This window comes from Pseudomonas sp. DCA-1 (assembly GCF_046523955.1).
GTDB lineage: Bacteria > Pseudomonadota > Gammaproteobacteria > Pseudomonadales > Pseudomonadaceae > Aquipseudomonas > Aquipseudomonas putida_Y.
Genome location: NZ_CP169881.1, coordinates 2993294 through 3013491 on the forward strand (window position 1 = coordinate 2993294; position 20198 = coordinate 3013491).

The window sequence follows — 20198 nt, forward strand, 5'->3', positions numbered from 1 at the left end:
AGCATGCCGATTTCCCGGCTGATGCCAGGCGTCGAAGTCAATATCTCGCATAGCAAGCTTACTAGTCTTACGCTGCTTAAAATCATTTAAATCGGGTCAAATTAACAGGCAACCGATCATAATCAAGCGTATTTATTTCTTGATCCGACAATAAATCATCGAATGCATCTCCGCCGAACTTTTCGACGAAGGCACGCTCTTCTTCATAAATGGCGACACACTGCAACCAATTCACTTTAAGCGAAGCAAATTCAAGCTGCGGAAAGTAAGCATCGTTCCACATAAAAGGGACCGTCAAATAAACATGAGGCATTTTTGGCGATTTAATATAATCATTGAAAACATCAACGATCACATCCCCTGGCATTACCGAGCCTTGAAGTTTTATAATGGAAAAAGCAGCAGAAGCCAAAGCATTTTCCCAGAAAACCTCTTCAGTCAACGCCCCGGCACAGAGCTCTATACGAGTAGGAAATTCCTCGCCACTGCTTCTAAATAGTGGAACTTCTGACAGCCCTATCGTACCTATAGACTTAACACCCACATGCAAAGAGTCAAGCGTAGTAAGCAAATCTACCGAAATACTTTTAGAATCATCATAATAAGCTTGAACCTTAAGTTCGCCCCCAAAAATTTTCAGGGCGTGCCTAGCTACTGCCTTACACTGCTCGCTCGGAATAGTCATGTATGGACCAAAATAGAGTTCAGATTTAATTCCCCCCCAAAAAAAGGGAACTCTTGCCCATAGTGACTGCCTTGATTGAACTCGTCAAGAAACTCTTTCCTGGGAAGGCCTCGTTCTTCGGTGATTCTAACATGTTTCAATGCACGTAACCTGGCTCATGGCCCATATCCCAAGGTTCGCTTTTATTCATTAGTGTACTCGAGCTTTTCTTCCGTGATCCCGAGCTGCTTGCCAGTCCCGGTTGGTTGCCGCTCGATACTCAACAACCGGTCGCCATCGTCATAAGCAAATGTCTGCGTTGCATTGCTGTTGATCTTGGCGACCAAACGGCCAATGGCATCGCGCTCGAACAACGTGTGCCGCTGAGGGTTTCCCAGCGGTAGTGGCTACCTTCGGTGCAGTCCTGTGGCAGTGCTGCCAAAGAGGTGGCGCCCTTCCTATGAATGACGCAATTTCTGAATTGACGATTTATAGAGACATCGGGGCTTTCGCCCCGAAATATTACCTAACATGTTATTAAAGAGCTACGGGCGCCCGCAAAAATACAACATTAGCGAATTCAAACAAAACCAACCATAGCGACAGTCAGCGCCACCCAAGACCTGTCAACTTGATTATTTGATCAGTATATTTTTTGGCATGTGGGATTCTACACAACTTAATATATACCAGCAGACATTCACGACCAGACATCGCCAATGAAAACTCAATAAGATTGGTCAACAAAAAACCTTGTGAATATTTCTCAATCGAAAGAGTTTTACTTCTTTCGTCGCCAGAAGGCTCTGCACCAACGGGATACTCTTCCTCATCCTCTTCATCTGAAAGTGCTTGAAACTTAGAAAGAGAATACTGCTTTATAAGATCCATTTTATTTGTCAAGATGGACATCAAGTCATCAATATCAACCTTTGCCTTGACAATCTTAGCAGAGTCGAGACGAGCGAATACTTCTTCATATTCCGGCTCAACCTCAATACCTGTAGCGTCGACTAGCTCCGCAAGTAACTCCCTATAAGCAGACGACCCAACCAGATTCGCCGCCAATGAACCGCTAGTGATTACCATAATCAACTCCTTTAATTACTCTAATCAAGTCAGACCCTACATGCCTAAACTGGTCGACAGCCTCATGTTCCCATGCTGGGCTGGCGGTAATCGAAGGTCTGCGTAGCCATCTTGCCGGACTGCAGTTGGCGGTTGCCGCTCCCCTGGGTGATGGAGTCGGCGGTCTCGGTGACCGAGGCGCTGTGGAAGCGGATTTGCGGCTGCTCGGGGATATCCACCAGCGTGCTGGAGTCATCGCAGATGATCATGGTGTGGCCTTCGGCGGTGTGCTCGAAGTAGTAGAACATCCCCTCTTCCTCCAGCAGTCGCTGGACGAAGTTGAAGTCGGTCTCGCGGTACTGGGTGATGTAGGTATAGCGCTTCTGCGGGCGGGTCAGGCGGAACTCATGACAGAAGAACGCCGGGCACAGGGCGAATACTTCGGTGACCACCTCCTCGACCGTGTTGCCCTGGAAGATCCGCGTGTCGAAGCGGTTCTCGAGCATCGAGAACCACGGGTCGAGGGTAGCGGTGTAGCGCGCCATGCCGCCGTCGCTGGCGATGCGTGTGAGGTAACCGGTGATGTAGCGCGGGTCGCCTTCGGACAACTCGATTTCGATGCTGACGTGCTGCCCCATCATGGATTTGAGTGGTACGCCGGAGTCTTCGCAGACCAGCAGCAGTTCGTAGTTGAACGCCCGCGACAGGCCCTCGACGCCCTTGAAGGTTTCTAGCAGCAGTTGCTGCTCGGGATTGGCCAGGTTGTGGACCTTGAACAGGCGGTTCTGCGGCGACAGCAGCGCGGAGGCGAGGTCCATGATCATGCGAATCTCCTTGAAAACACGGCCAGCACGCTAACGCGGTGCTCAGCTACAACTCTGATGGTGCGGGCGTATCCTGCAGACGCGCGTGTCGCGCAAGCTGTACGGGATCATGCGACTGCCTGCTCCAGGAAAAGTGCCACCATGCATCGAACTTGATGCGACCTGGTTCACATTCCCGAATGCCGGGCAGGCAGAACTGCCCAAAGGAAACACCGGCAAAAACTACCCTGTCAACACGCTGCTGGGGATCAACCTGAATCGCCCCTGGTTTCATAGACACCTCCAAGCCTCATAATGAGGCCCAAATAGGAGGTGCCATGAGTCGTCAGCGTTACCCCGAAGAATTAAAGATCGAAGCGGTCAAGCAAGTGACCGAGAAAGGTAAACCTGTCGCCGATGTCGCCCAGCGCTTGGGCATGTCCGTGCACAGCCTCTACGCCTGGATCAAGGTCTACAGCAAGCCCCAAGAGCAGCGTCAGCAAGACGACGAACAGCAGGCCGAACTTCGCAAGCTCCTCCAGCTGGCGCTGGACGAAGTTGAAGTCGGTTTCACGGTACTGGAGTGACGTAGGTGTAGCGCTTCTGAGGGCGGGTCAGGCGGAACTCGTGACGAGAGAACGCCGGGCACAGGGCGAACACCTCGGTAACCACTTCCTCGACCGTGTTGCCCTAGAAGATCCGCGTGTCGACGCGGTTCTTCAGCATCGAGAACCACGGGTTGAGGTTAGCGGAATAGCGTGCCATGCCGCCGTCGCTGCCGATGCTGGCAAAGCGTGTGAGGTAGCCGGTTATGTACTGAGCGCCACCTTCGGCCAGCTCGATTCGGATACTGACGTGCTGGCCCGGCATCGACTTCAGCGGTACGCCGGAGTCTTCGGCAATCTCGCCAGGGCCAGTGTTAAAATAGAAAGTAAAACATCCGACCGCCTCAAAGCCAGCGGTCGTCACCTAAAATTTGCATTTTAAAGACCGCCAATCCCAGTAACTTCTGCCTAGTAAACCCCATCATCCAGCAAAAACAAAACCGTTCAAAGCCTCGACCAATTGAGAATACGTGAGTACTTCTTCATCTTTCCGGTTACGAACTAGAGTAAACACCTCTTTTTTTGGAGACAGGACTTCCACCACTTCGCCCTTATAGTTTGTAATCTCAATAAATCCATTAATCACACCACCGAGATTCTCTATCTCCGATAATAGTGTAGGATACTTCATCAACACGCCAGCCTCATCGGTGCCGGTTTCAGTCCCTGGATTATCAAAATACACTTTAATTTTAGGACAAACCTTCCTACTCCAACGAAAGACAGGAATCATACGCTGAATCATTTCTTTAAATTCACCCTCAGATTCGCCTCCCGAAAACTCACACCGATGTATAGGAATACAAAGATGCAAGTTCTCTCGTTTAGCCTCCAGCCGTCCTTTCAAGCTGCCGTGATAACTATTGGGCACAACCAACACATGAGTAAACTCATACTTATTCGGAGCAATATCAAATATTATACTCTTATCCTGGCTCAAGGACTCAGGCGCCTGCTCAACAACCACCAAAGAAAACTCCCTGTCACTTACGCCCTCAGATATAACCAGCAGGTCTCTCCTATCTGCACTTTTCAAACAATATTCATAAACTACTTTGGGAAGCTTGTGCTGAAAAAAATAGCAACCGGCGTATTCATCCACGCAAGCAAAGGACTGCAATAAGTCACCTTTAGAGAACATACCAACCTCACTCATCGTCTCGCCCTCATGCCCTCTGGCGATCAGGTCGCAAAAACGAAATCGACTGAAAACTGCTAGTCGAGAAATAGTCTTCGAATCATCACCTAGCCTGAAAGTTTCGCGCAAAGCCACTTCCCCTGGGCTCGCTGGCTTACGGCATGCACTGCCTATATTCAATCTTATCGCAAACATTCATACCTAACATCACTCGTTAGAGTCAGAGTTCTCCAAAAAAATTGACATCCATGAGTCCATCACATTCCATAAATCGATTCCTTCTGTGGGACTTTCTGGCTTTTCATGCCACCAGATAAAAGCCTCGTCTTTGAATGGGTCATCACCTAAAGCCAAATAATCACCAGCACCGCTAGAAAAAACTCCTAGCATATCAGGAAGCGTCGGATAATCTTCATCGCACAAATCCTTGATTGGAACAAAATCTTCCAACCTTGATGGCCCCATAGTACAACCAATATAGAACCCAAAGCCATTATGCAACCTTGAATAGAACTGCCTGAAGCTCGCAGGAAGGCAGGGATAACTATCGAGATCTGACCCTTCAACGCCTAGCGGAGCCCCCCCCATATAGAAATACAAATCACCACCCTCGCCATATACATACATGAGATACGGCCTATCACTCACTGCCAAAACAGTTCCTAACACACATTTGTCGAGCCACGCGCTTACCCAAGGCAAAAACTCAGAAAAATCAGCCCACTCCACAGGAATATGTTTTTTTTCACTATCGAGAAAACCAAACCCAAGCCACTGCTTGGGAAAGTCTACTTCAAGAGGAACATCGTCAGCTGAAAAATACACATCATAACCCTTTAGCTCGCCTGTAATACGCAGCCTTAAAGAATCAGACCAATTCATCTTCATATCACCTCAATACCCCAAAAGCAAACCATTGATATACTGCTGTAATTCCGGCTCCAATTTAGCGGCCTTATCTATCATGGCAGAACGAAACGCCGGACCAACAGAAATACCCCCCTTCTTGTACAGCTCCCACTCAGTGAAAGACTTTGCTCCTTTTGACGTATTTGCCACTTCACTCAACCCTTGGAGGTTCGGCTCGTACTTTAGCACCTTTACTTGACCCTCGAAAGTCAACCGGGAAAAGATCTCCATTTCTGTAATTTTCTTCATGGGAACAAGGAGAACCGGTTTTTTTACAAGCTTGACGTTATCAAGGTTAGAGCCAAATCTCTGAGACTTAAACTCATATCGCGCATCGAAAGCTTTCCCACCTTTGGCCCCAATACCGCCCCCAAGTAGAGCACCACCAAATGCCATCAGTTTCTGGCCATCAGAGCCTTCACCAAATAGCTCACCGCCAGCCCAATGCCCCGCAATACCACCTGCCAACCCCGCCATCACCAACACTGGACTTGCCAGTGCAAAAGCGCTAGCCAGCCCCAACGCCATCACCGAACGCTCAAGCCAAACAGGAACTTCCGGGGCAATTGCATCAGTCGTCGCTGTTCCCCCTTCTATACACACATTGGGGGAGCCAGTACTTATTTTTGCATCACAAACTGTCCGGTCACCGACTCGATCCGCAGGCTGACCATTGATATAAACCGAGTCACTACCCTGGGCCAATATCTTAGCCCCCCTGGATGATCCGAATACTCGGCATTATCCAGATGAGCCCTCGCAGCAGGCTTCCATTTATATAAACGTTACTTGAGCCTGATCGTATTTACCCTGTTTCACTACAAGCGAAAGATAGGCTACCAATCAGTTGACCGATCCAGCGCCGGTAGCTGCTCCCGCGCCAACCATCGCGGCTAGCGCTACAGCCGCAAGCCCGCCGGTCCCGATAACGGCAATACCTATGAGTGCCGCGCCTGCACCAATTGCTAAGCCAGCAAGCAATCTACCTAAAGCGCTGGAGTGCTCGATTGGATCATCTAATCTCGCAGCAGCCGCAGTCATGCTGATTCGGCCTGTTCAGCATCCCCTCGTTCGCGGGCAGATAGCGCAGTTGAAGACTTTCAACCAACGTATCGAAAGCACTACGCTCCTCCGCCGTCATGCCTTTGGGACTGTGGCCGGGGCGTTCGCCTTTGGCGCCGGCATTGGCCTGCAGGTCGGCAACCTGATCCTCATGGGCCTGGGCTGTCCGCCATCGCCGAGTATTTTTATCAGGTCCTGCCGGCCTGTCGACCCTTCAGCAAGGCCTGGTTCGCCGAGGATGGCCTCAAGCCCGCTGGCCTGGACCCGAGCGGCGGTTCCGCGGCGCAGGCCCAGGAGCGTGTCGAGCGCGCTGCACGCCAGCTTGCTCGCGGGCAGGAGCAGTTGGTGCTGCTGTTACTGACAGCCATCGTCACCTACCTTACTCGGGGGCAGCTGAAGGCGGCGTCATGAGCAGCATGGAAAGCGTTGCCGCCCGGAGCGCTCGGCTGCAGGCCGAGATCTCCAACAAGCAGCTGGCGGCCTGGTTGGCGAAGAATGAGCAGAAGCTGTTGGCGCAGCCGGAGTTGCAGCCCAAAGAGGCCACACCGATCTCTCGTGCAAAAGCGCAACCGGAGCCATTGCGACCACTACCCGATCGACCACCCATTGCTCAGGCACCGGATAAGCCAGGCTTAATGGAAGTTTCCCGTAGGGAGTACCTGAACAAGAAGTTCGCTCGAACGGGTAACTTGGCACAGGACATCAACATACGAGGCAACCAGGAAACTGCTGTAAACTTCTTCAAGTCACAGGGCTCTAAGCCTGCCGACTACGAAGCTACATGAACGGCTTGGACTTCACTCAACCAGTCTTCACGGAAACAGTCAACCGGAGCAAGACACTTTGGCAATTCCAGGTGCCCGGCGGCCGGCAAGGCATGTGGTACTCTCCTACCCCTGACGTGGTGCCAGGGCAACTGGGGATCAACCCGCTTGGCCAGATCTACAAAACGGAAAACATCGTGCTCAAGATCGGGAACGTCTACCAGAGCACTGAGAAGGTCACGCTGCTGAGGAGCACCTCGGCACCGGTGCTGGATACCTGGTCCGTTCCTTCCCCACCCTATAACGCCATTGGCGGTGCTCGGCAGATCACCTCTGGCCAACGCGAGCTCTTCAAACTGATAACACCAGGTGCATTATGAAACCCACAACCCCCCTCGGCTATGTACAGAAGGCTATCGACATGACCGCGCAGCGGAACAAGGCCTGTCCCGCTTACCCCATTTATGGGATGCTACTAAACCAACTTGACTATGTGAAAGCCGTGTTCGAAGGGCGTGAGCAAGATAAATCGAAACTCCACCAACTCAGTATCGGTGCCATTGCCTCGAAAGAATTCGAAGAAAATGACCCCGAGTTGGCCAGAGCACTGAAAGACGCCTATTACGTAGCCATCCAGTCGGCTCGTGGCCTCAAAATTCAACTGCCCGATTGATTGCCGACGTTCGATCAGGCCCGCCACTGAACATCGAGCGCAGTCACTGACGAAAGCTATAAACCCTACACCCAGCAGGCTGAGCCACGATGGACATTTACGCACTCCGGCAAAAATCGATAGCGCTGCGTGTCATCATTGACCGGCTGAAGTCACACGACCCGGCCGCCATGAAGTTGAGTGTAGAACTGACGCTCTTGTTGAACGCGGCAAAGCAGCAGCGGATCCGCACCCCGATGGAATGGCGTGACATCCCCGGAAGCTATCTGTTCACCGAAGAAGGGCTGCAGCAGTATGCCGATCTCGAGCACGCCTTCGCCGAGTTTCGTATCGAGCTGTCCGGGGGCGAGTCCCCTACCCTGCACAAGCTCAAGGCGCGCATGGGGGAGAAACCCTCCCAGGGATGATGGGCGGGCAGCCTTGCCATCTTTTCATGAGTTCAATCCATTTGATCAATCAGACACAGAGCGCCAATTGTGCCTAATCTAAGCGTCTTGACCAGAAAGCACATAATCAACATGCAGAAACAAAGCGCATCTAAGGAAGCGCCGATCAACTTGCCGTGCGGGGCGGTAAGTTGATATTTCCCCATCACGCAGAGCTATCTATCGAAAAAGCGCTCAATGCGTCATGTTTTCAGAGGCTTTTCGCCCAGATTTCCCTTTTAAGCGCGCAGTTCACCCATACCCATCAGCTGTTTTCCAGCCATCCTCAGGTTCGACACGGCGAACAGTGTGGTCAACTGAGCCGTGTTTTTCATCAGCCCACAAAAACGCACTTTCACGAAACCGAAATGGCGCTTGATCCCCCGAACCGGATGCTCGACCTTGGCACGTGTCCGAGCTTTGCAGTTAGTTTGCTGCACTTGAATCGTCAGCGTTTTCTCATCCCCATCCAAAACTTCTAACTCAGCAGTTGCAGGATCATATGGCCTTCAACCAGAAGGCGAGATACTTTTTATCAAATCCCTTGAATGCTCTCTCGCCGCCCATTTCGAAAGCTTTTTTCATTTCGTCAAATGCATGTCTCTCCTCACCCAACCCGAGAAAACATGCACCAAGAATAATAAAACTGGACGTTTCTCGAGGTGGTTTCGACTCAATCGCCTTGAGCGCCCATATCTTCGCACTTTCATAATCTTGCTGCTTTAAATAGACCTCGGAATTGCATTTTTCGATCCAATGGGAAAGATCCAACTGCTCTTTTGGGTCAGGAAGCATACTCCACGATTCTTTGTACTTTTCTAAAGCAGCCTGATAATCTCCTTTCTCTTGTAATTCATTTCCAGACTCCACAACCACTACTATTCTTTGAGACAGCTGCAAGTTCACTTCCGACAGATCTTTCATAAGCACCTTAATACTGAAAACTTTCGTGCGGACCAACAATATTATCTGGCGACCGGTAAAACTGATTCAATTTTGCACCTGCCGACCTGTTGTACGAATAATGCTCTAGATCATAGTTCTTCGGATCCAGCATCCACTTCATAACCTCCTTAGACTTAGCTCCAAAGAATCCACCTCTATCATTCCAATTAGCTTTCGGCCGGTCCTGTTAAATTTGCCCGGCGTTCTGCCCAGATACTCTGGCCGACAGCTTAGCCCCCAAGGATCAATCCATCCAGTGGTACTAGGTGCGAAAATGTATAAATTATCACCACCCAGCAAGCTTATGGGGTCATGAGAAATAAATCGTCCAATTCCACCCGCACTTCTTCGCTCAGCCGATCCGAAGCGTCGTAGGCAAAGTTGCACGTGGCCTTGTTTTCGTTGACCAGCGCGGTCAGGCGAATGGCCTTGTCGTACTCGTAGCGAACCCGCTGGCCCTTGGCATCCTGGCGGCTGCTCGGCAGGCCACGGGCCGTGCGTATCAGGCGGGTGGTCTGGCCCTTGCCGTCGGTGTGGCTGAGCACCTGACCGTAGACGTTGTAGCTGAAGGTTTCCGTGGCGCCATCCGGGTGATGCGCAGCACTTCACCGTCGGGCTTGCGCTCCAGCGTGGTGGTCTGGTTCAGCGCGTCCGTTACCGAGACCAAGTGCTGGCGCTCGCCATAGCGGTAGTACGTGCTCTTGCCCGAGCAGTCCTGATAGCGCTCGCGAAATTTGTTCGTGGCCCCCTGTAGACTTAAGATCAACAGATACAGAAAATACAATCAGGCAAACACGAAAGCTCTAATCTTAAAAATTAGATCATCCAGCGAAAGTACCTGCTCGTCCCGCCGATCCTTTATCAAAACATACACATCTGCACTAGAAGAAATAACCTCTACGACTTGTCCGGACCAGTTTGTAAGCTCAATAAATCCGTCTGAAACGCCATTGATATTACCAATCTCTCTAAGCAGGGTTGACCACTGAAAATAGGCGCCAGCCTCGTCAGTCCCACCGCCCGTCCTGGGATTATCAAAATAGACGCGCATTTTAGGATGCTTTTCCCTGTGCCAGTTCAGGACCGGAATATAGTGCAAACGCAACTCCCTAAAATCATCTACTGACTCGCAACCAGAAAACTCACATCTATAAATTGGCAGACATAAAAAAAGATTTTTTCTATCGACACCTTCCACGTCTTTCAAATAGCCATGGTAGATGGGCGGAACCACCATTACGTGCGTGAAGGTCGCTGTAACGCCCTTGAGCTCAAATACCGTTGGGGCGAATAAATTTAAATTTGACGAGACGGAGCTTATAACATCAATCGCTAGCTGATCGACTAGCTCATCCTGACAAACCACAATCAAATCTTGAAGCCCGGAAGACCTCAACCAATAATTATAGGTATAATCCCGCATTTTGTCTTGAAAAAAATATATATCTCCAGCAAGTACTTTTACACTGTCGTACTCTTCAAGCAAGTCACTTTTCGATATCATATAATTCATCACCCTATACGTAATTCGGCCCAAAATCTTGCCGACACCCAATCCTAGAAGCGCCCATCTTAGCACCCTCTGAATTGTTCAGCCGAGTGTAATTTAGACTCATATTATTACAAAAACCATTTCTTACAGCCCCATTTGAATTCCCCCTGCCCACCCCAATATCAAACCATCGACTTATTATGCTCGATAGTTATACCGAGATCATCCTCGCCGACTTGATGCCGAAGAAGAAGTCGTAACGCCATCCAAGCAGCGTGGCAAACGCATACCACTGTCGGCTGACCTGCCACACATTGAAGTCATTCATGACTTGCCCGAGCACGAGCTGACTTGCGCCTGTGGTTGCCGCAACCACGTGATTGGCGAGAAAACCAGCGAACAACGCGATATCGTGCCGATGCAGATTCGTGTGCTCAAACACGTGCGCAAAGTCTATGGCTGCCGTGGTTGCGAAACCGCTCCAGTCATCGCTGACATGCCGGCCAAATAGATCGAAAAGAGCATGGTCAGCCCCAGAGTGCTGGCCATGTTGCAGACCACCAAGCACGTCGATAGTCTGCCAGTGCACCGCTTCGAGACGGTGCTGAGCCGACATGGTAACGAGGCGCCTCAATCAAATCAGCCACCAATCGATTCAACATAGGTGATAAGTCAGCTAAGCAATACGCACCATCTTCTGAAAACTGCAATCGGCTCAAAAAAATATCAGGGATTTCCATATTCGAATCCAATCTGCCGATATAGGGCTTACTAAGTCACGGGGAAATTTTCAGGCCGCTCCAAGCTTGGGTATATGAATTTTTTTTGCTCATCCCAATTAACGCCTGCATCATGAAAAAATTTAAGTCTATTTTTGAGCTTATCCGGCCCACCAAAGACACCACAAAAATCATGCGAATTGATAACATCCAAATCAGCGTCAACAGAAAGATTTGATTTAATCACCCGTGCCCCAACGCTCGAGTATCGGTCAGTTAACTCGATAAGGTCAGCAGTATAAGTATCCTCGGCAACCCATTCAAAAGAAAGCATTTGCCTAGGAATGGGGCGGTGATTTACTACCACCTCGCCTTCTTCGAGAACCCTCACAAACAAAGACTTTAGCCGCTTCTCTGCAACAAAAATACAAAACAGCAAGTCAGCAATATTCAGATCACAACCTCGCCAATCATCATTATCGCTAAAAACATCAAAAAACTCCATCAACCCATTAACTCTCATTTGGGCCAAGGTAAAGAGAGCATCATCTAACTTCACGACCAAAACCGAATTCTCAACCCACCTCACTCTTTTCAACATCCATAAGCTCCTGTTTTAATAACTTTAGCCGCGCTGGCTTTCACTTTATATTCATCTGCAGCTGCGAGATAGGTGGCCGCATTGGGATTTTTGGCTCCGACTGGGCTTAGTAAGCTCGAGGTTTCCGCAAGCCCACCGCGATCTTAAAAAACTCGCTGCTCGAGCCCCCTGTCAATATTTTTGCCAGCTTGGCCGTCGCCAAAAAATATCGGTTTAGGGGCCTGATCGGACCCAGATGTATTATGATACCTATACCGTAATACATCTTCCGCTGAGTGCCGCGCCCCTGATGGAGGGCGGTTTCCGAGTCTAAGTACTGTCCCTGAAATCGTAAATTCTGCTCAACTTGATTGATCTTCAGTAGCTCTATCTCACCCCAAGAACGGTACGTCGCCTGCCAAACGATCTTCCCGTCACTGTCCGTCAGCTCCAACAGCGTGCCAATCTGATCCGTACGGAAGTAATAGACCTTCTGCCCTTCCCCTTCAACCTGATCAACCCGCGCCAACGGCGCATAGCGACCCGGCTCGCACTGGTACAGGATGCTCTGCCCAGGCGTCTCCTCGCGCAGCATTCTCAATGCCTTGCCAGAGAAAGCGCTTCTGCTCGACCTCACCATTGATTTCAGCCCCTTGGCCACCCGCCGTCCCAGGCTGTCATACCGGTACTGCCCGGTGCTCTCCAGTCTGTCACCGACATACGTTTCAGCTTTAACCAGCCGGTTCTCACAGTCATAGGCGAAGTGCTGCAGCTTGCTGTGCTTCGAGCGCTTCTCGATCAGGTTGCCCCACGGGTCGTAGCGGAACTCCTCGCTGCCGATCAGCGAGCCGGTCTCACGACTGCGCAACTGGCCGTTGGCTTCGTATTCGTATTTGATCTCGCCGCGTAGCTCATCCAGTCGTGTGAGATGGCCACCGACGTTGTAGCTGAAACGCCGGGTCAGGTTATCCACCCGCACTTCTTCGCTCTGCCGGTCCGACACGTCGTAGGCAAAGCTGTACGTGGCGTTGTTTTCGTTGACCAGCGCGGTCAGGCGAATGGCCTTGTCGTACTCGTAGCGAACCCGCTGGCCCTTGGCATCCTGGCGGCTGCTCGGCAGGCCACGGGCCGTGCGCATCAGGCGGTTGGTCTGGTCCTTGCCATCGGTGTGGCTGAGTACCTGACCGTAGACGTTGTGGAAACACTAGCGGCTGTCGATTTCGCCCGAGAAGCGAAGCATCCCTTTAAAAAGCGAATGAACAAAGTCGGCACCCGCTTCTGCTTCAATGATGTTAAAGATCGCTCGCTGGGAACCAAAAGCCCCTGCCAAAAAATCACTATTCCCGCATCTAAAAATAAGCGCCAGATGCATCAACACAACAGAAACTAAAACTTAAAATTCATGCACCCTATATTCACCCGCATATGCCAAGCAAGCAAAAAAACACTATAATCACTACGCACGCATCAATACTACTTTTCAAATATCAATCGTCTTCAAAGAGCTCCTTGACGTCTTCATCTCCCATCTGCTCGTATGGAGGCAACCCTGTAGAATCGTCTTCCGATATTTTTTGCTCATTCTCATTAACATCTATGCTTTTCAAGTCATATGGAGCAGTTCCGAACACAAATCTCAGCCGTTCCACTTTCTCATCATTTTCCCCTTTCGCATTACCAACTACACACCACTCCCCCTCCCCCATTTCCAATAACGAAAAAGTATCCAATATGGCCGGGAATTTTTTTATTTTATTTATCACAGATAGACCTTCGCTGGGCGAAGCAGCTGTTTCAGAGTAAATTTCAGATACATAACCTAATTCAATCTTCTTTATCAGCCTCGCAAACCCATATAACTTCTCATCAATCTTGAATGCAACAACATCACCTGCAGAGTACTTGACAGCTTTATCTTTGCGCACTAGAAAATCCTCATGATTAGCTGAACTGATTTGCAGTTCGTGAAACAAGCCGGGACCATTAATTTTGAGAGACAATTCAATCATATACTGTAACTCATCAATCGTCGGCCGCCGCCCCAAAGATTCGAGATATATTTCCTGCAGCTCCTCCAAAAGATTCCCAATCCGATCCAAGGGAATATCGCCAATAATCAATTCAGTTTGGTTCGGTGCATTCCACCACCCCATCGTTAAAACTCCTCAGCAGGCTATGGAGCTCGACATTAATTTTTTCTACCGAGAGTTGATGTTTTTCATTGAAGCTATTTTCAAAGTACTGCTGGCGAGTTGCGGATCTCATTTCCCTCTCATGGTCGTACGAATTAATCTTATTACCTCCATTGGTGTCAGATATTGTAGTGCAAAGTCGATTCTTCATCCAAGTACTGGCCCTGGTACCGAAGGTTCTGCTCGACCTCACCGATAACCAGTTGCTCTAACGCTCCCCACGAACGATATGTCGCCTGCCAAACGATTTTGCCGTCACTGTCCGTCAGCTCCAGCGGCGTACCAATCTGGTCCGTATGGAAGTAATAGACCTTCTGACCTTCCCCTTCAACCTGATCAGCCCGCGCCAACGGCGCATAGCTACCCGGCTCGTACAGGTACAAGATGCTCTTCGCAGGCGTCTCCTCACGCAGCATCCTCAGCCCGTGCCAGAGGAAGCGCTTCTGTTCGAGTTCGCCGTTGATTTCCGCCTGCTTGGCCACCCGCCGCCCAAGACTGTCGTACCGGCACTCGCCTCGGCTTTCCAACTTGCCATCGACCACCGTCTCCGCCCGCACCAGCCGGTTCTCGCAGTCATAGCTAAAGCTCTGCAGCTTGCTGTGCCCCGAGCGCTTCTCGATCAGGTTTCCCCACGGGTCGTAGCGGAATTCCTCGCTCCCGATCAGCGAACCGGTATCGCGGCTGCGCAACTGGCCGTTGGCTTCTGCCAGCCCTTGCGCCCCATGGCGTCATAACTGAAGCAACTGGTGAGCTTGCCCTGGGTCCGGTACACCTCACGGTGCAGGTCATCGCGCTCCATGTCGCTGATCACCTGACCATCCAGGTTCAGCTGGTGCAGGTGGCCGCTGCCGTAGTACAGGCGATTGACCTTGCGCCCATCCGGCAGGGTCAGCGTGGTCAGGTTGCTGAGTGGGTCGTACTCGTAGCCGAGCGTGCTGTCAGGGGTGATTTCTTGGGTCAGACGGCCGAGCAGGTCGTAGGTGTATTCAATCTTTTCTTCCGTGATCCCAAGCTGCTTGCCGATCCCGGTCGGTAGCCGCTCGATGCTCAGCAAACGGTCACCGTCGTCATAGGTGAATCGCTGTTGTGCGTCGCTATTCAGTTTGGTGATCAGGCGACCAATGGCATCACGCTCGAACAGCGTATGGCGCTCGGGCCGTGCGCATCAGGCGAGTGGTCTGGCCCTTGCCGTCGGTGTGGCTGAGCACCTGACCGTAGACGTTGTAGGTAAAGGTTTCCGTGGTGCCGTCCGGGTGGCTGATGCGCTGCACTTCGCCGTCGGGCTTGCGCGCCAGCGTGGTGGTCTTGTTCAGCGCATTAGTTAAGTTAGTCAGATGACGTAAAAACTAAGAACTTGCAAGAAAATGATAGCTCTCCCCAAGCGATTACACACTACTAATTTTTAAAAAACAAAACCACACAGAAAACGAACCAATTAAACCTTATTTCAAAACAACAGCACGAAGCCATCGTCGTAGGTGAATTGCTAATGGGTTTCCAGATTGAGCTTGATAATCAAGCGACCCATGGTGGCGCGCGCGAACAGACTGCGGCCTTACGGTACTCTCTGTTCGAGCCGTAGCCAATGTCAACTCTGGCTTCGGCAAGCAAGAAAAATCACAGCACATTGAAAACGGGGCGAAGCCAGTAGTCCAATCAACACCTCAGCATCGCCATAATTAACAATAATCAATGAAATTTAACCATCAACTCATTACGAGACTTAGTATCCTCTAGGAATATCGCCATCCATGCATCCATAATTTCAAAAATATCAATCCCCATTTCTGGAGTCACAGGATCTTCATGCCACCATATCAAGCCTTCCGTATCATCTTGCTTGTCGGCTTCTACCGCGACATAGTCTCCGGCGCCATTCGAGAATACCGTAATCCACTTATCAGCAAAAGAGTCGTCCTCCTCATCAACTAAGTCGGAAACACGTGACTGGTCACTAAGGCATTGCGGCCCCATTGAGCGCGCTGGAAAGAAAGTGTACCCATCATGCACTTCACGATAAAAATCTTGAAGCCTACTGGGAAGGTGCTTGAATTCCTCAGCCTCAGCCCTTTCCACAGGCCTCCCCCCTACATAATAGTAGAAACTGGTGCCATCATGAAAGACATACACCATTTCAATCTCAGCATCTATCAATAATACGGTGCCCAGCAGGCAGTCCTTGAACAGCGCGAGCGTTGTTGGAAACTCATTTAAAAATGAATCCCAACCTTCAGGATATACAGGCGCAAGATCAAGACCAAGCCCGAAACCCTCCCAACTAGCGGGCAAGACGACATCTTGAGGGATGTCTTTGAGATCAAAGCACAACTTACGACCAGAAAACTCAACACTGAGATCTTGCAAAATATTATCAAGAGTAATCATTTAATTTCTCCTACAAAACACCAGATATCATTTCTCGCAACTCAACTTCCAATTTCATCGCTCGCCCCATCATACTACTTCTGAAACCAGGAACAACATCTACTCCACCTTTTTATACTGAGCCCATTCTGAGTAAGTTTTAGCGCCGCGCGAGGTATTAGCAGTCTCACTCAACCCATGAAAACTAGGCTTGTAATTCAATATCTCGCCTTGCTGTTCAAATGTCAATTTATCAAATCTTTTCATTTCTGTAATCGTCTTCATCGGGACGATATGATCAGCATGCAGCGGCTTTGTAACTTCCAGCCCCGGCAGCGCTGGATCCTTCATGGGTAATACAACATCCTTATTCACCATCGCCTGGATTTCTTTGCTGGGCGTCTTCGCTCGCAACTTCTGGCAAAGCTGTGGAGATATTCCTTTCTTAGGTGTAGGTGGAGGTGCAGCCCGTCTAACAACTTTAATATTCCCGAGGTTAGAACCGAAACCATGAGACCGGATCTCATATCGGGCGTCAAATGCTTTTCCGCCTTTCGCGCCTAGGCCACCTCCTAACAGAGCCCCACCAAACGCCATCAGCTGCGCCGCAAGTTCGTCGAAGCGCAGAAAGTACAACCCAAGGGCAAAACAGGACGCGCTGACATCGCATTGAACCTGATCAATAAGCTCTATGGCGCCGAGCGCGACTTGAAGGACAGTGACGACGAAGATCGTAAGGTTGCCCGCATGAAGCGCAGCCTGCCATTGCTGACTCAGCTGAAAAACTGGGTAGAGAAAACGCAACCTCAGGTCACGACGCAGAATGCCTTGGGCAAGGCCATCGGTTACTTGGCCAGCAACTGGAGCAAATTGGAACGCTACGTCGAGTACGGCTACTTGCCGATGGACAACAACGCGGCTGAGCGTGCGATCCGCCCGTTTGTCATCGGGAGAAAGAACTGGTTGTTCAGTGACACGCCCAAAGGTGCCACTGCCAGCGCACAACTTTACAGCATGGTAGAAACGGCCAAAGCCAACAGCCAAGAACCCTATGCGTGGCTGCGCCACGCACTGGAACGCCTGCCGCAGGCGTGCTCAGTCGAAGACTACGAAGCGCTACTGCCATGGAATTGCACACCTCACATACACAGCTAGGTGCGCTGCCCATCTTTGGTTAGGTGGGGTTTATGGAGCGCTTACAAACGTAAGTGCTCCATGAACCCCACATTCAAAGCGCTTACCTGATGCCCGATGCTGTGCTCCCGATTTCCTTCTGGAGCCAGCCCTGCATGATGCGCCCCGACAGCAAAGTCGAAAAAGTCTACCTCTACCCCAAGCCTGTGGACTTTCGAAAGTCCATCGACGGCCTTACTGCCTTGGTAGAACTGGATATCAAAGTCGCCGTGTTCGACCCCGTGCTCTTCGTCTTCCTCAACAAGGCGCGTAATCGGATCAAAGTGTTGTACTGGGAGCGCAACGGCTTCTGCCTCTGGCTCAAGCGCCTGGAAGCCGAGCGCTTCAAAATGTCGCCTGAGCCCAGCGACGAAGCGATTGTCCTGACCGTCCAAGAACTCAATTGGCTGCTCGACGGTTTCGACCTTTGGCGCAACCGTCCTCATCAGGTTTTGACTCCGCGCTACGTCGCCTGACCCGGTATAATCCGCGGCATGATTTCCGTGCCCGACAATCTCCCAGACGATCCTGCCCTGCTCAAGCAATTATTGCTTGAGAGCTATGCTGCCCGTTTGCGCGAGCAGGAAGTCAATCAGGCCCACATCGTCCAAATTGACGATCTGAAAGAACAAATCAAGTTATGGCGTGACCATTTCTTTGGCCGCAAGTCCGAGCAAACCGTCGATCCCAAAACGCCGCAACTGGCCATGTTCGATGAAGCGGAAAATGACCCTCTGCTGGCTGTAGTCGATGATGCCGATGAAGAAGTCGTTGTCCCGGTCAAGCGCCGTGGCAAGCGCAAGCCACTGGCGGCTAATCTGCCACGTATCGAAGTTATCCATGAGTTGCCCGAACACGAACTGACCTGCGCCTGCGGTTGCCGTAAGCATGTCATCGGCGAAGAAACCAGCGAGCAGCTCGATATCGTGCCGATGCAGATCCGCGTACTCAAACACGTGCGCAAGATCTATGGCTGCCGTGGTTGCGAGACTGCTCCTGTCACTGCTGACAAGCCCGCCCAGTTAATCGAAAAAAGCATGGCCAGCCCAAGCGTGCTGGCCATGCTGCTGACGACCAAGTACGTCGATGGCTTGCCGCTACACAGGTTTGAAAGTGTGCTGTCCCGCCACGGCATCGAGGTTCCACGACAAACCCTGGCGCGTTGGGTGATCCAGTGCAGTAAATACTTCCAGCCGCTGTTGAACCTGATGCGTGATCGGCTGCTGGAAAGTCCGGTGATTCATTGCGATGAGACTCGCGTCCAGGTGTTGAAAGAACCGGATCGAGACCCGACCAGCCAATCCTGGATGTGGGTGCAAGCCAGTGGCCCGCCTGATCGACAAGTTGTGCTGTTCGACTACACCACCAGCCGTGCGCAGGAAGTACCATTGCGTCTGCTGCAAGGCTATCGCGGCTATGTGATGACCGACGATTATGCGGGTTACAACGCTTTGGCGTTGCAGCCCGGTATCGAGCGACTGGCATGCATGGTTCACGCGCGCCGCAAGTTCGTCGAAGCACAAAAGGTGCAGCCCAAGGGTAAGACCGGACGAGCCGATGTGGCGCTGACGATGATCAATAAGCTGTATGACATCGAGCGCGACCTCAAGGAGGTCAGCGACGAACAGCGGTTCATCGGTCGCCAGGAAAGAAGCTTACCGATCCTCGGTCAGCTGAAAAGCTGGCTGGACAAGACGTACGCCCAGGTGACGCCGCAAAGCGTATTGGGCAAGGCGGTGCATTACCTGGCAAACAACTGGAGCCGCCTGGAACGGTATGTCGAAGCGGGCCATTTGCCAATCGACAACAACCTGGCAGAGCGTGCGATAAAACCGTTTGTCATTGGGCGCAAGGCTTGGCTGTTCAGTGACACGCCCAAGGGCGCCACGGCAAGTGCGCAGATATACAGCTTGGTCGAGACCGCCAAGGTCAACGGCCAGGAGCCCTATACGTGGCTGCGCCACGTACTTGAGCGCCTGCCGTATGCGTCGTCGGTCTCAGACTACGAAGCCTTGCTGCCATGGAACTGCTCGCCAGAGATACCACGGTAAGCTGAGGCCCTATCTTTTAGAAGGTGGGGTTCATGGATCGCACTCTTACAAACGAAGAAGGGCAACCAGTACTATTTCGGCATGAAGGCCCACATCGGCGCGGATGCTGAATCGGGTCTGGTGCATCACGTTCATGGTACCGCCGCGAACGTAGCTGACGTGACGGAGGTCGCTCAGCTATTGCATGGCGAAGAGAATGTCGTGTGTGCGGATGCGGGTTACACAGGCTTGGAAAAGCGGCCAGAACACGAGGGACGGCAGGTGATATGGCAGGTCGCTGCCCGCCGCAGCACCTACAAGCAGTTGAGCAAACGCAGCGTGCTCTACCAAGCCAAGCGCGAGATCGAAAAGGCCAAGGCGCAAGTGCGTGCGAAGGTGGAGCACCCGTTCCGGGTGATCAAACGCCAGTTCGGCTATGTAAAGACTCGTTTTCGCGGCTTGGCCAAGAACACGGCGCAACTGACCACGCTGTTTGCCCTGTCGAGTCTGTGGATGGTGCGCCGGCAATTATTGCCTGCTGCGGGAGAGGTGCGCCCGTGAGTCCAGATAACCAAGGCTTTGCCTTGGTTAT

16 protein-coding genes and 11 pseudogenes are annotated in these 20198 nt (G+C 51.3%); 9 read left to right on the forward strand and 18 right to left on the reverse strand.

Annotated features, from left to right (window positions below; translation table 11 throughout):
* Window positions 1-82 precede the first annotated feature (82 nt).
* The 4 genes and pseudogenes from ACE4QZ_RS14110 to ACE4QZ_RS14125 all read right to left on the reverse strand — a co-directional run.
* Window positions 83-685, reverse strand: a complete 603-nt coding sequence (locus tag ACE4QZ_RS14110) for a suppressor of fused domain protein (RefSeq protein ID WP_050439906.1) — start codon at window positions 683-685, stop codon at window positions 83-85.
* 182 nt (window positions 686-867) lie between these two features.
* Window positions 868-1038 (reverse strand): hypothetical protein, encoded by a 171-nt coding sequence (locus ACE4QZ_RS14115; protein ID WP_021785031.1) that lies wholly within the window; start codon window positions 1036-1038, stop codon window positions 868-870.
* Window positions 1039-1270: 232 nt separating this feature from the next.
* Window positions 1271-1753 carry a hypothetical protein gene (locus tag ACE4QZ_RS14120; RefSeq protein ID WP_021785030.1) on the reverse strand — a complete coding sequence of 161 codons (483 nt, stop codon included), beginning with the start codon at window positions 1751-1753 and terminating at the stop codon, window positions 1271-1273.
* A 74-nt stretch (window positions 1754-1827) separates the two neighbouring features.
* Window positions 1828-2556: pseudogene (locus ACE4QZ_RS14125) on the reverse strand (type VI secretion system Vgr family protein); the annotation flags it as partial.
* 317 nt (window positions 2557-2873) lie between these two features.
* Here ACE4QZ_RS14125 and ACE4QZ_RS14130 point away from each other — a divergent pair.
* Window positions 2874-3071: pseudogene (locus ACE4QZ_RS14130) on the forward strand (transposase); the annotation flags it as partial.
* Here the strand turns inward: ACE4QZ_RS14130 and ACE4QZ_RS14135 are convergent.
* From ACE4QZ_RS14135 to ACE4QZ_RS14150, 4 genes and pseudogenes are all read right to left on the reverse strand, one after another.
* Window positions 3057-3438: pseudogene (locus ACE4QZ_RS14135) on the reverse strand (phage late control D family protein); the annotation flags it as partial. The pseudogenes ACE4QZ_RS14130 and ACE4QZ_RS14135 overlap by 15 nt on opposite strands.
* A 123-nt stretch (window positions 3439-3561) precedes the next feature.
* A complete protein-coding gene (locus ACE4QZ_RS14140) occupies window positions 3562-4296 on the reverse strand; it encodes a hypothetical protein (protein ID WP_050439905.1) in 735 nt (244 codons plus the stop codon).
* Between the two features lie 189 nt (window positions 4297-4485).
* Complete coding sequence (locus ACE4QZ_RS14145; protein ID WP_028696994.1) at window positions 4486-5160, reverse strand: SMI1/KNR4 family protein; 675 nt, start codon at window positions 5158-5160, stop codon at window positions 4486-4488.
* Window positions 5161-5172: 12 nt separating this feature from the next.
* Window positions 5173-5892 carry a PAAR domain-containing protein gene (locus ACE4QZ_RS14150; RefSeq protein ID WP_410480083.1) on the reverse strand — a complete coding sequence of 240 codons (720 nt, stop codon included), beginning with the start codon at window positions 5890-5892 and terminating at the stop codon, window positions 5173-5175.
* A gap of 442 nt (window positions 5893-6334) precedes the next feature.
* Here ACE4QZ_RS14150 and ACE4QZ_RS14155 point away from each other — a divergent pair.
* The 3 genes and pseudogenes from ACE4QZ_RS14155 to ACE4QZ_RS14165 form a co-directional block, all read left to right on the forward strand.
* Window positions 6335-7393, forward strand: a pseudogene (locus ACE4QZ_RS14155) (polymorphic toxin type 46 domain-containing protein); the annotation flags it as partial.
* Window positions 7390-7686 carry an immunity protein Tsi6 family protein gene (locus ACE4QZ_RS14160; protein WP_021785022.1) on the forward strand — a complete coding sequence of 99 codons (297 nt, stop codon included), beginning with the start codon at window positions 7390-7392 and terminating at the stop codon, window positions 7684-7686. The pseudogene ACE4QZ_RS14155 and the gene ACE4QZ_RS14160, both read left to right, overlap by 4 nt.
* A gap of 89 nt (window positions 7687-7775) precedes the next feature.
* Window positions 7776-8093 carry a hypothetical protein gene (locus ACE4QZ_RS14165; protein WP_021785021.1) on the forward strand — a complete coding sequence of 106 codons (318 nt, stop codon included), beginning with the start codon at window positions 7776-7778 and terminating at the stop codon, window positions 8091-8093.
* A 257-nt stretch (window positions 8094-8350) separates the two neighbouring features.
* Here the strand turns inward: ACE4QZ_RS14165 and ACE4QZ_RS14170 are convergent.
* From ACE4QZ_RS14170 to ACE4QZ_RS14185, 4 genes and pseudogenes are all read right to left on the reverse strand, one after another.
* Window positions 8351-8533 (reverse strand): annotated as a pseudogene (locus ACE4QZ_RS14170) (IS5/IS1182 family transposase); the annotation flags it as partial.
* 76 nt (window positions 8534-8609) lie between these two features.
* Entirely contained in the window at window positions 8610-9035 is a 426-nt protein-coding gene (locus ACE4QZ_RS14175) for a hypothetical protein (protein WP_028697105.1), read from the reverse strand.
* Window positions 9036-9388: 353 nt separating this feature from the next.
* Window positions 9389-9783, reverse strand: a pseudogene (locus ACE4QZ_RS14180) (type IV secretion protein Rhs); the annotation flags it as partial.
* Between the two features lie 57 nt (window positions 9784-9840).
* Window positions 9841-10569 carry a hypothetical protein gene (locus ACE4QZ_RS14185; RefSeq protein WP_021785016.1) on the reverse strand — a complete coding sequence of 243 codons (729 nt, stop codon included), beginning with the start codon at window positions 10567-10569 and terminating at the stop codon, window positions 9841-9843.
* 217 nt (window positions 10570-10786) lie between these two features.
* On the opposite strand from ACE4QZ_RS14185, the pseudogene ACE4QZ_RS14190 reads away from it, so the two are divergent.
* Window positions 10787-11182, forward strand: a pseudogene (locus ACE4QZ_RS14190) (IS66 family transposase zinc-finger binding domain-containing protein); the annotation flags it as partial.
* A gap of 137 nt (window positions 11183-11319) precedes the next feature.
* Here ACE4QZ_RS14190 and ACE4QZ_RS14195 read toward each other — a convergent pair.
* From ACE4QZ_RS14195 to ACE4QZ_RS14220, 6 genes and pseudogenes are all read right to left on the reverse strand, one after another.
* Window positions 11320-11868: a hypothetical protein gene (locus ACE4QZ_RS14195; protein ID WP_021785014.1), complete on the reverse strand. Its 549-nt coding sequence runs from the start codon at window positions 11866-11868 to the stop codon at window positions 11320-11322.
* 289 nt (window positions 11869-12157) lie between these two features.
* Window positions 12158-13045, reverse strand: a pseudogene (locus ACE4QZ_RS14200) (RHS repeat domain-containing protein); the annotation flags it as partial.
* Window positions 13046-13334: 289 nt separating this feature from the next.
* Window positions 13335-14000, reverse strand: coding sequence for a hypothetical protein (locus tag ACE4QZ_RS14205; RefSeq protein WP_021785012.1), 666 nt, complete (start codon window positions 13998-14000; stop codon window positions 13335-13337).
* A gap of 158 nt (window positions 14001-14158) precedes the next feature.
* Window positions 14159-15379: pseudogene (locus ACE4QZ_RS14210) on the reverse strand (RHS repeat domain-containing protein); the annotation flags it as partial.
* Between the two features lie 349 nt (window positions 15380-15728).
* On the reverse strand, window positions 15729-16424 hold the full coding sequence (locus tag ACE4QZ_RS14215) for a hypothetical protein (protein ID WP_021785008.1): 696 nt from the start codon (window positions 16422-16424) through the stop codon (window positions 15729-15731).
* A gap of 99 nt (window positions 16425-16523) precedes the next feature.
* Window positions 16524-17000 (reverse strand): TMEM199/VMA12 family vacuolar ATPase assembly factor, encoded by a 477-nt coding sequence (locus tag ACE4QZ_RS14220; protein ID WP_223271158.1) that lies wholly within the window; start codon window positions 16998-17000, stop codon window positions 16524-16526.
* Window positions 17001-17006: 6 nt separating this feature from the next.
* On the opposite strand from ACE4QZ_RS14220, the pseudogene ACE4QZ_RS14225 reads away from it, so the two are divergent.
* The 4 genes and pseudogenes from ACE4QZ_RS14225 to ACE4QZ_RS14240 all read left to right on the forward strand — a co-directional run.
* Window positions 17007-17558: pseudogene (locus ACE4QZ_RS14225) on the forward strand (IS66 family transposase); the annotation flags it as partial.
* Window positions 17559-17692: 134 nt separating this feature from the next.
* Complete coding sequence (gene tnpB, locus ACE4QZ_RS14230) at window positions 17693-18052, forward strand: IS66 family insertion sequence element accessory protein TnpB (RefSeq protein ID WP_019437365.1); 360 nt, start codon at window positions 17693-17695, stop codon at window positions 18050-18052.
* 18 nt (window positions 18053-18070) lie between these two features.
* On the forward strand, window positions 18071-19627 hold the full coding sequence (tnpC, locus tag ACE4QZ_RS14235; RefSeq protein ID WP_410480084.1) for an IS66 family transposase: 1557 nt from the start codon (window positions 18071-18073) through the stop codon (window positions 19625-19627).
* Between the two features lie 48 nt (window positions 19628-19675).
* Window positions 19676-20167, forward strand: a pseudogene (locus ACE4QZ_RS14240) (IS5 family transposase); the annotation flags it as partial.
* Window positions 20168-20198: the final 31 nt, after the last annotated feature.

Coding starts and splice junctions, on each gene's coding strand:
- ACE4QZ_RS14110 (WP_050439906.1), bottom strand. CDS start 685: ATGACTATTCCGAGCGAGCAGTGTAAGGCAGTAGCTAGGCACGCCCTG.
- ACE4QZ_RS14120 (WP_021785030.1), bottom strand. CDS start 1,753: ATGGTAATCACTAGCGGTTCATTGGCGGCGAATCTGGTTGGGTCGTCT.
- ACE4QZ_RS14140 (WP_050439905.1), bottom strand. CDS start 4,296: ATGAGTGAGGTTGGTATGTTCTCTAAAGGTGACTTATTGCAGTCCTTT.
- ACE4QZ_RS14145 (WP_028696994.1), bottom strand. CDS start 5,160: ATGAATTGGTCTGATTCTTTAAGGCTGCGTATTACAGGCGAGCTAAAG.
- ACE4QZ_RS14160 (WP_021785022.1), top strand. CDS start 7,390: ATGAAACCCACAACCCCCCTCGGCTATGTACAGAAGGCTATCGACATG.
- ACE4QZ_RS14165 (WP_021785021.1), top strand. CDS start 7,776: ATGGACATTTACGCACTCCGGCAAAAATCGATAGCGCTGCGTGTCATC.
- ACE4QZ_RS14175 (WP_028697105.1), bottom strand. CDS start 9,035: ATGAAAGATCTGTCGGAAGTGAACTTGCAGCTGTCTCAAAGAATAGTA.
- ACE4QZ_RS14185 (WP_021785016.1), bottom strand. CDS start 10,569: ATGAATTATATGATATCGAAAAGTGACTTGCTTGAAGAGTACGACAGT.
- ACE4QZ_RS14195 (WP_021785014.1), bottom strand. CDS start 11,868: ATGTTGAAAAGAGTGAGGTGGGTTGAGAATTCGGTTTTGGTCGTGAAG.
- ACE4QZ_RS14205 (WP_021785012.1), bottom strand. CDS start 14,000: ATGGGGTGGTGGAATGCACCGAACCAAACTGAATTGATTATTGGCGAT.
- ACE4QZ_RS14215 (WP_021785008.1), bottom strand. CDS start 16,424: ATGATTACTCTTGATAATATTTTGCAAGATCTCAGTGTTGAGTTTTCT.
- ACE4QZ_RS14220 (WP_223271158.1), bottom strand. CDS start 17,000: ATGGCGTTTGGTGGGGCTCTGTTAGGAGGTGGCCTAGGCGCGAAAGGC.
- tnpB (WP_019437365.1), top strand. CDS start 17,693: ATGATGCGCCCCGACAGCAAAGTCGAAAAAGTCTACCTCTACCCCAAG.
- tnpC (WP_410480084.1), top strand. CDS start 18,071: ATGATTTCCGTGCCCGACAATCTCCCAGACGATCCTGCCCTGCTCAAG.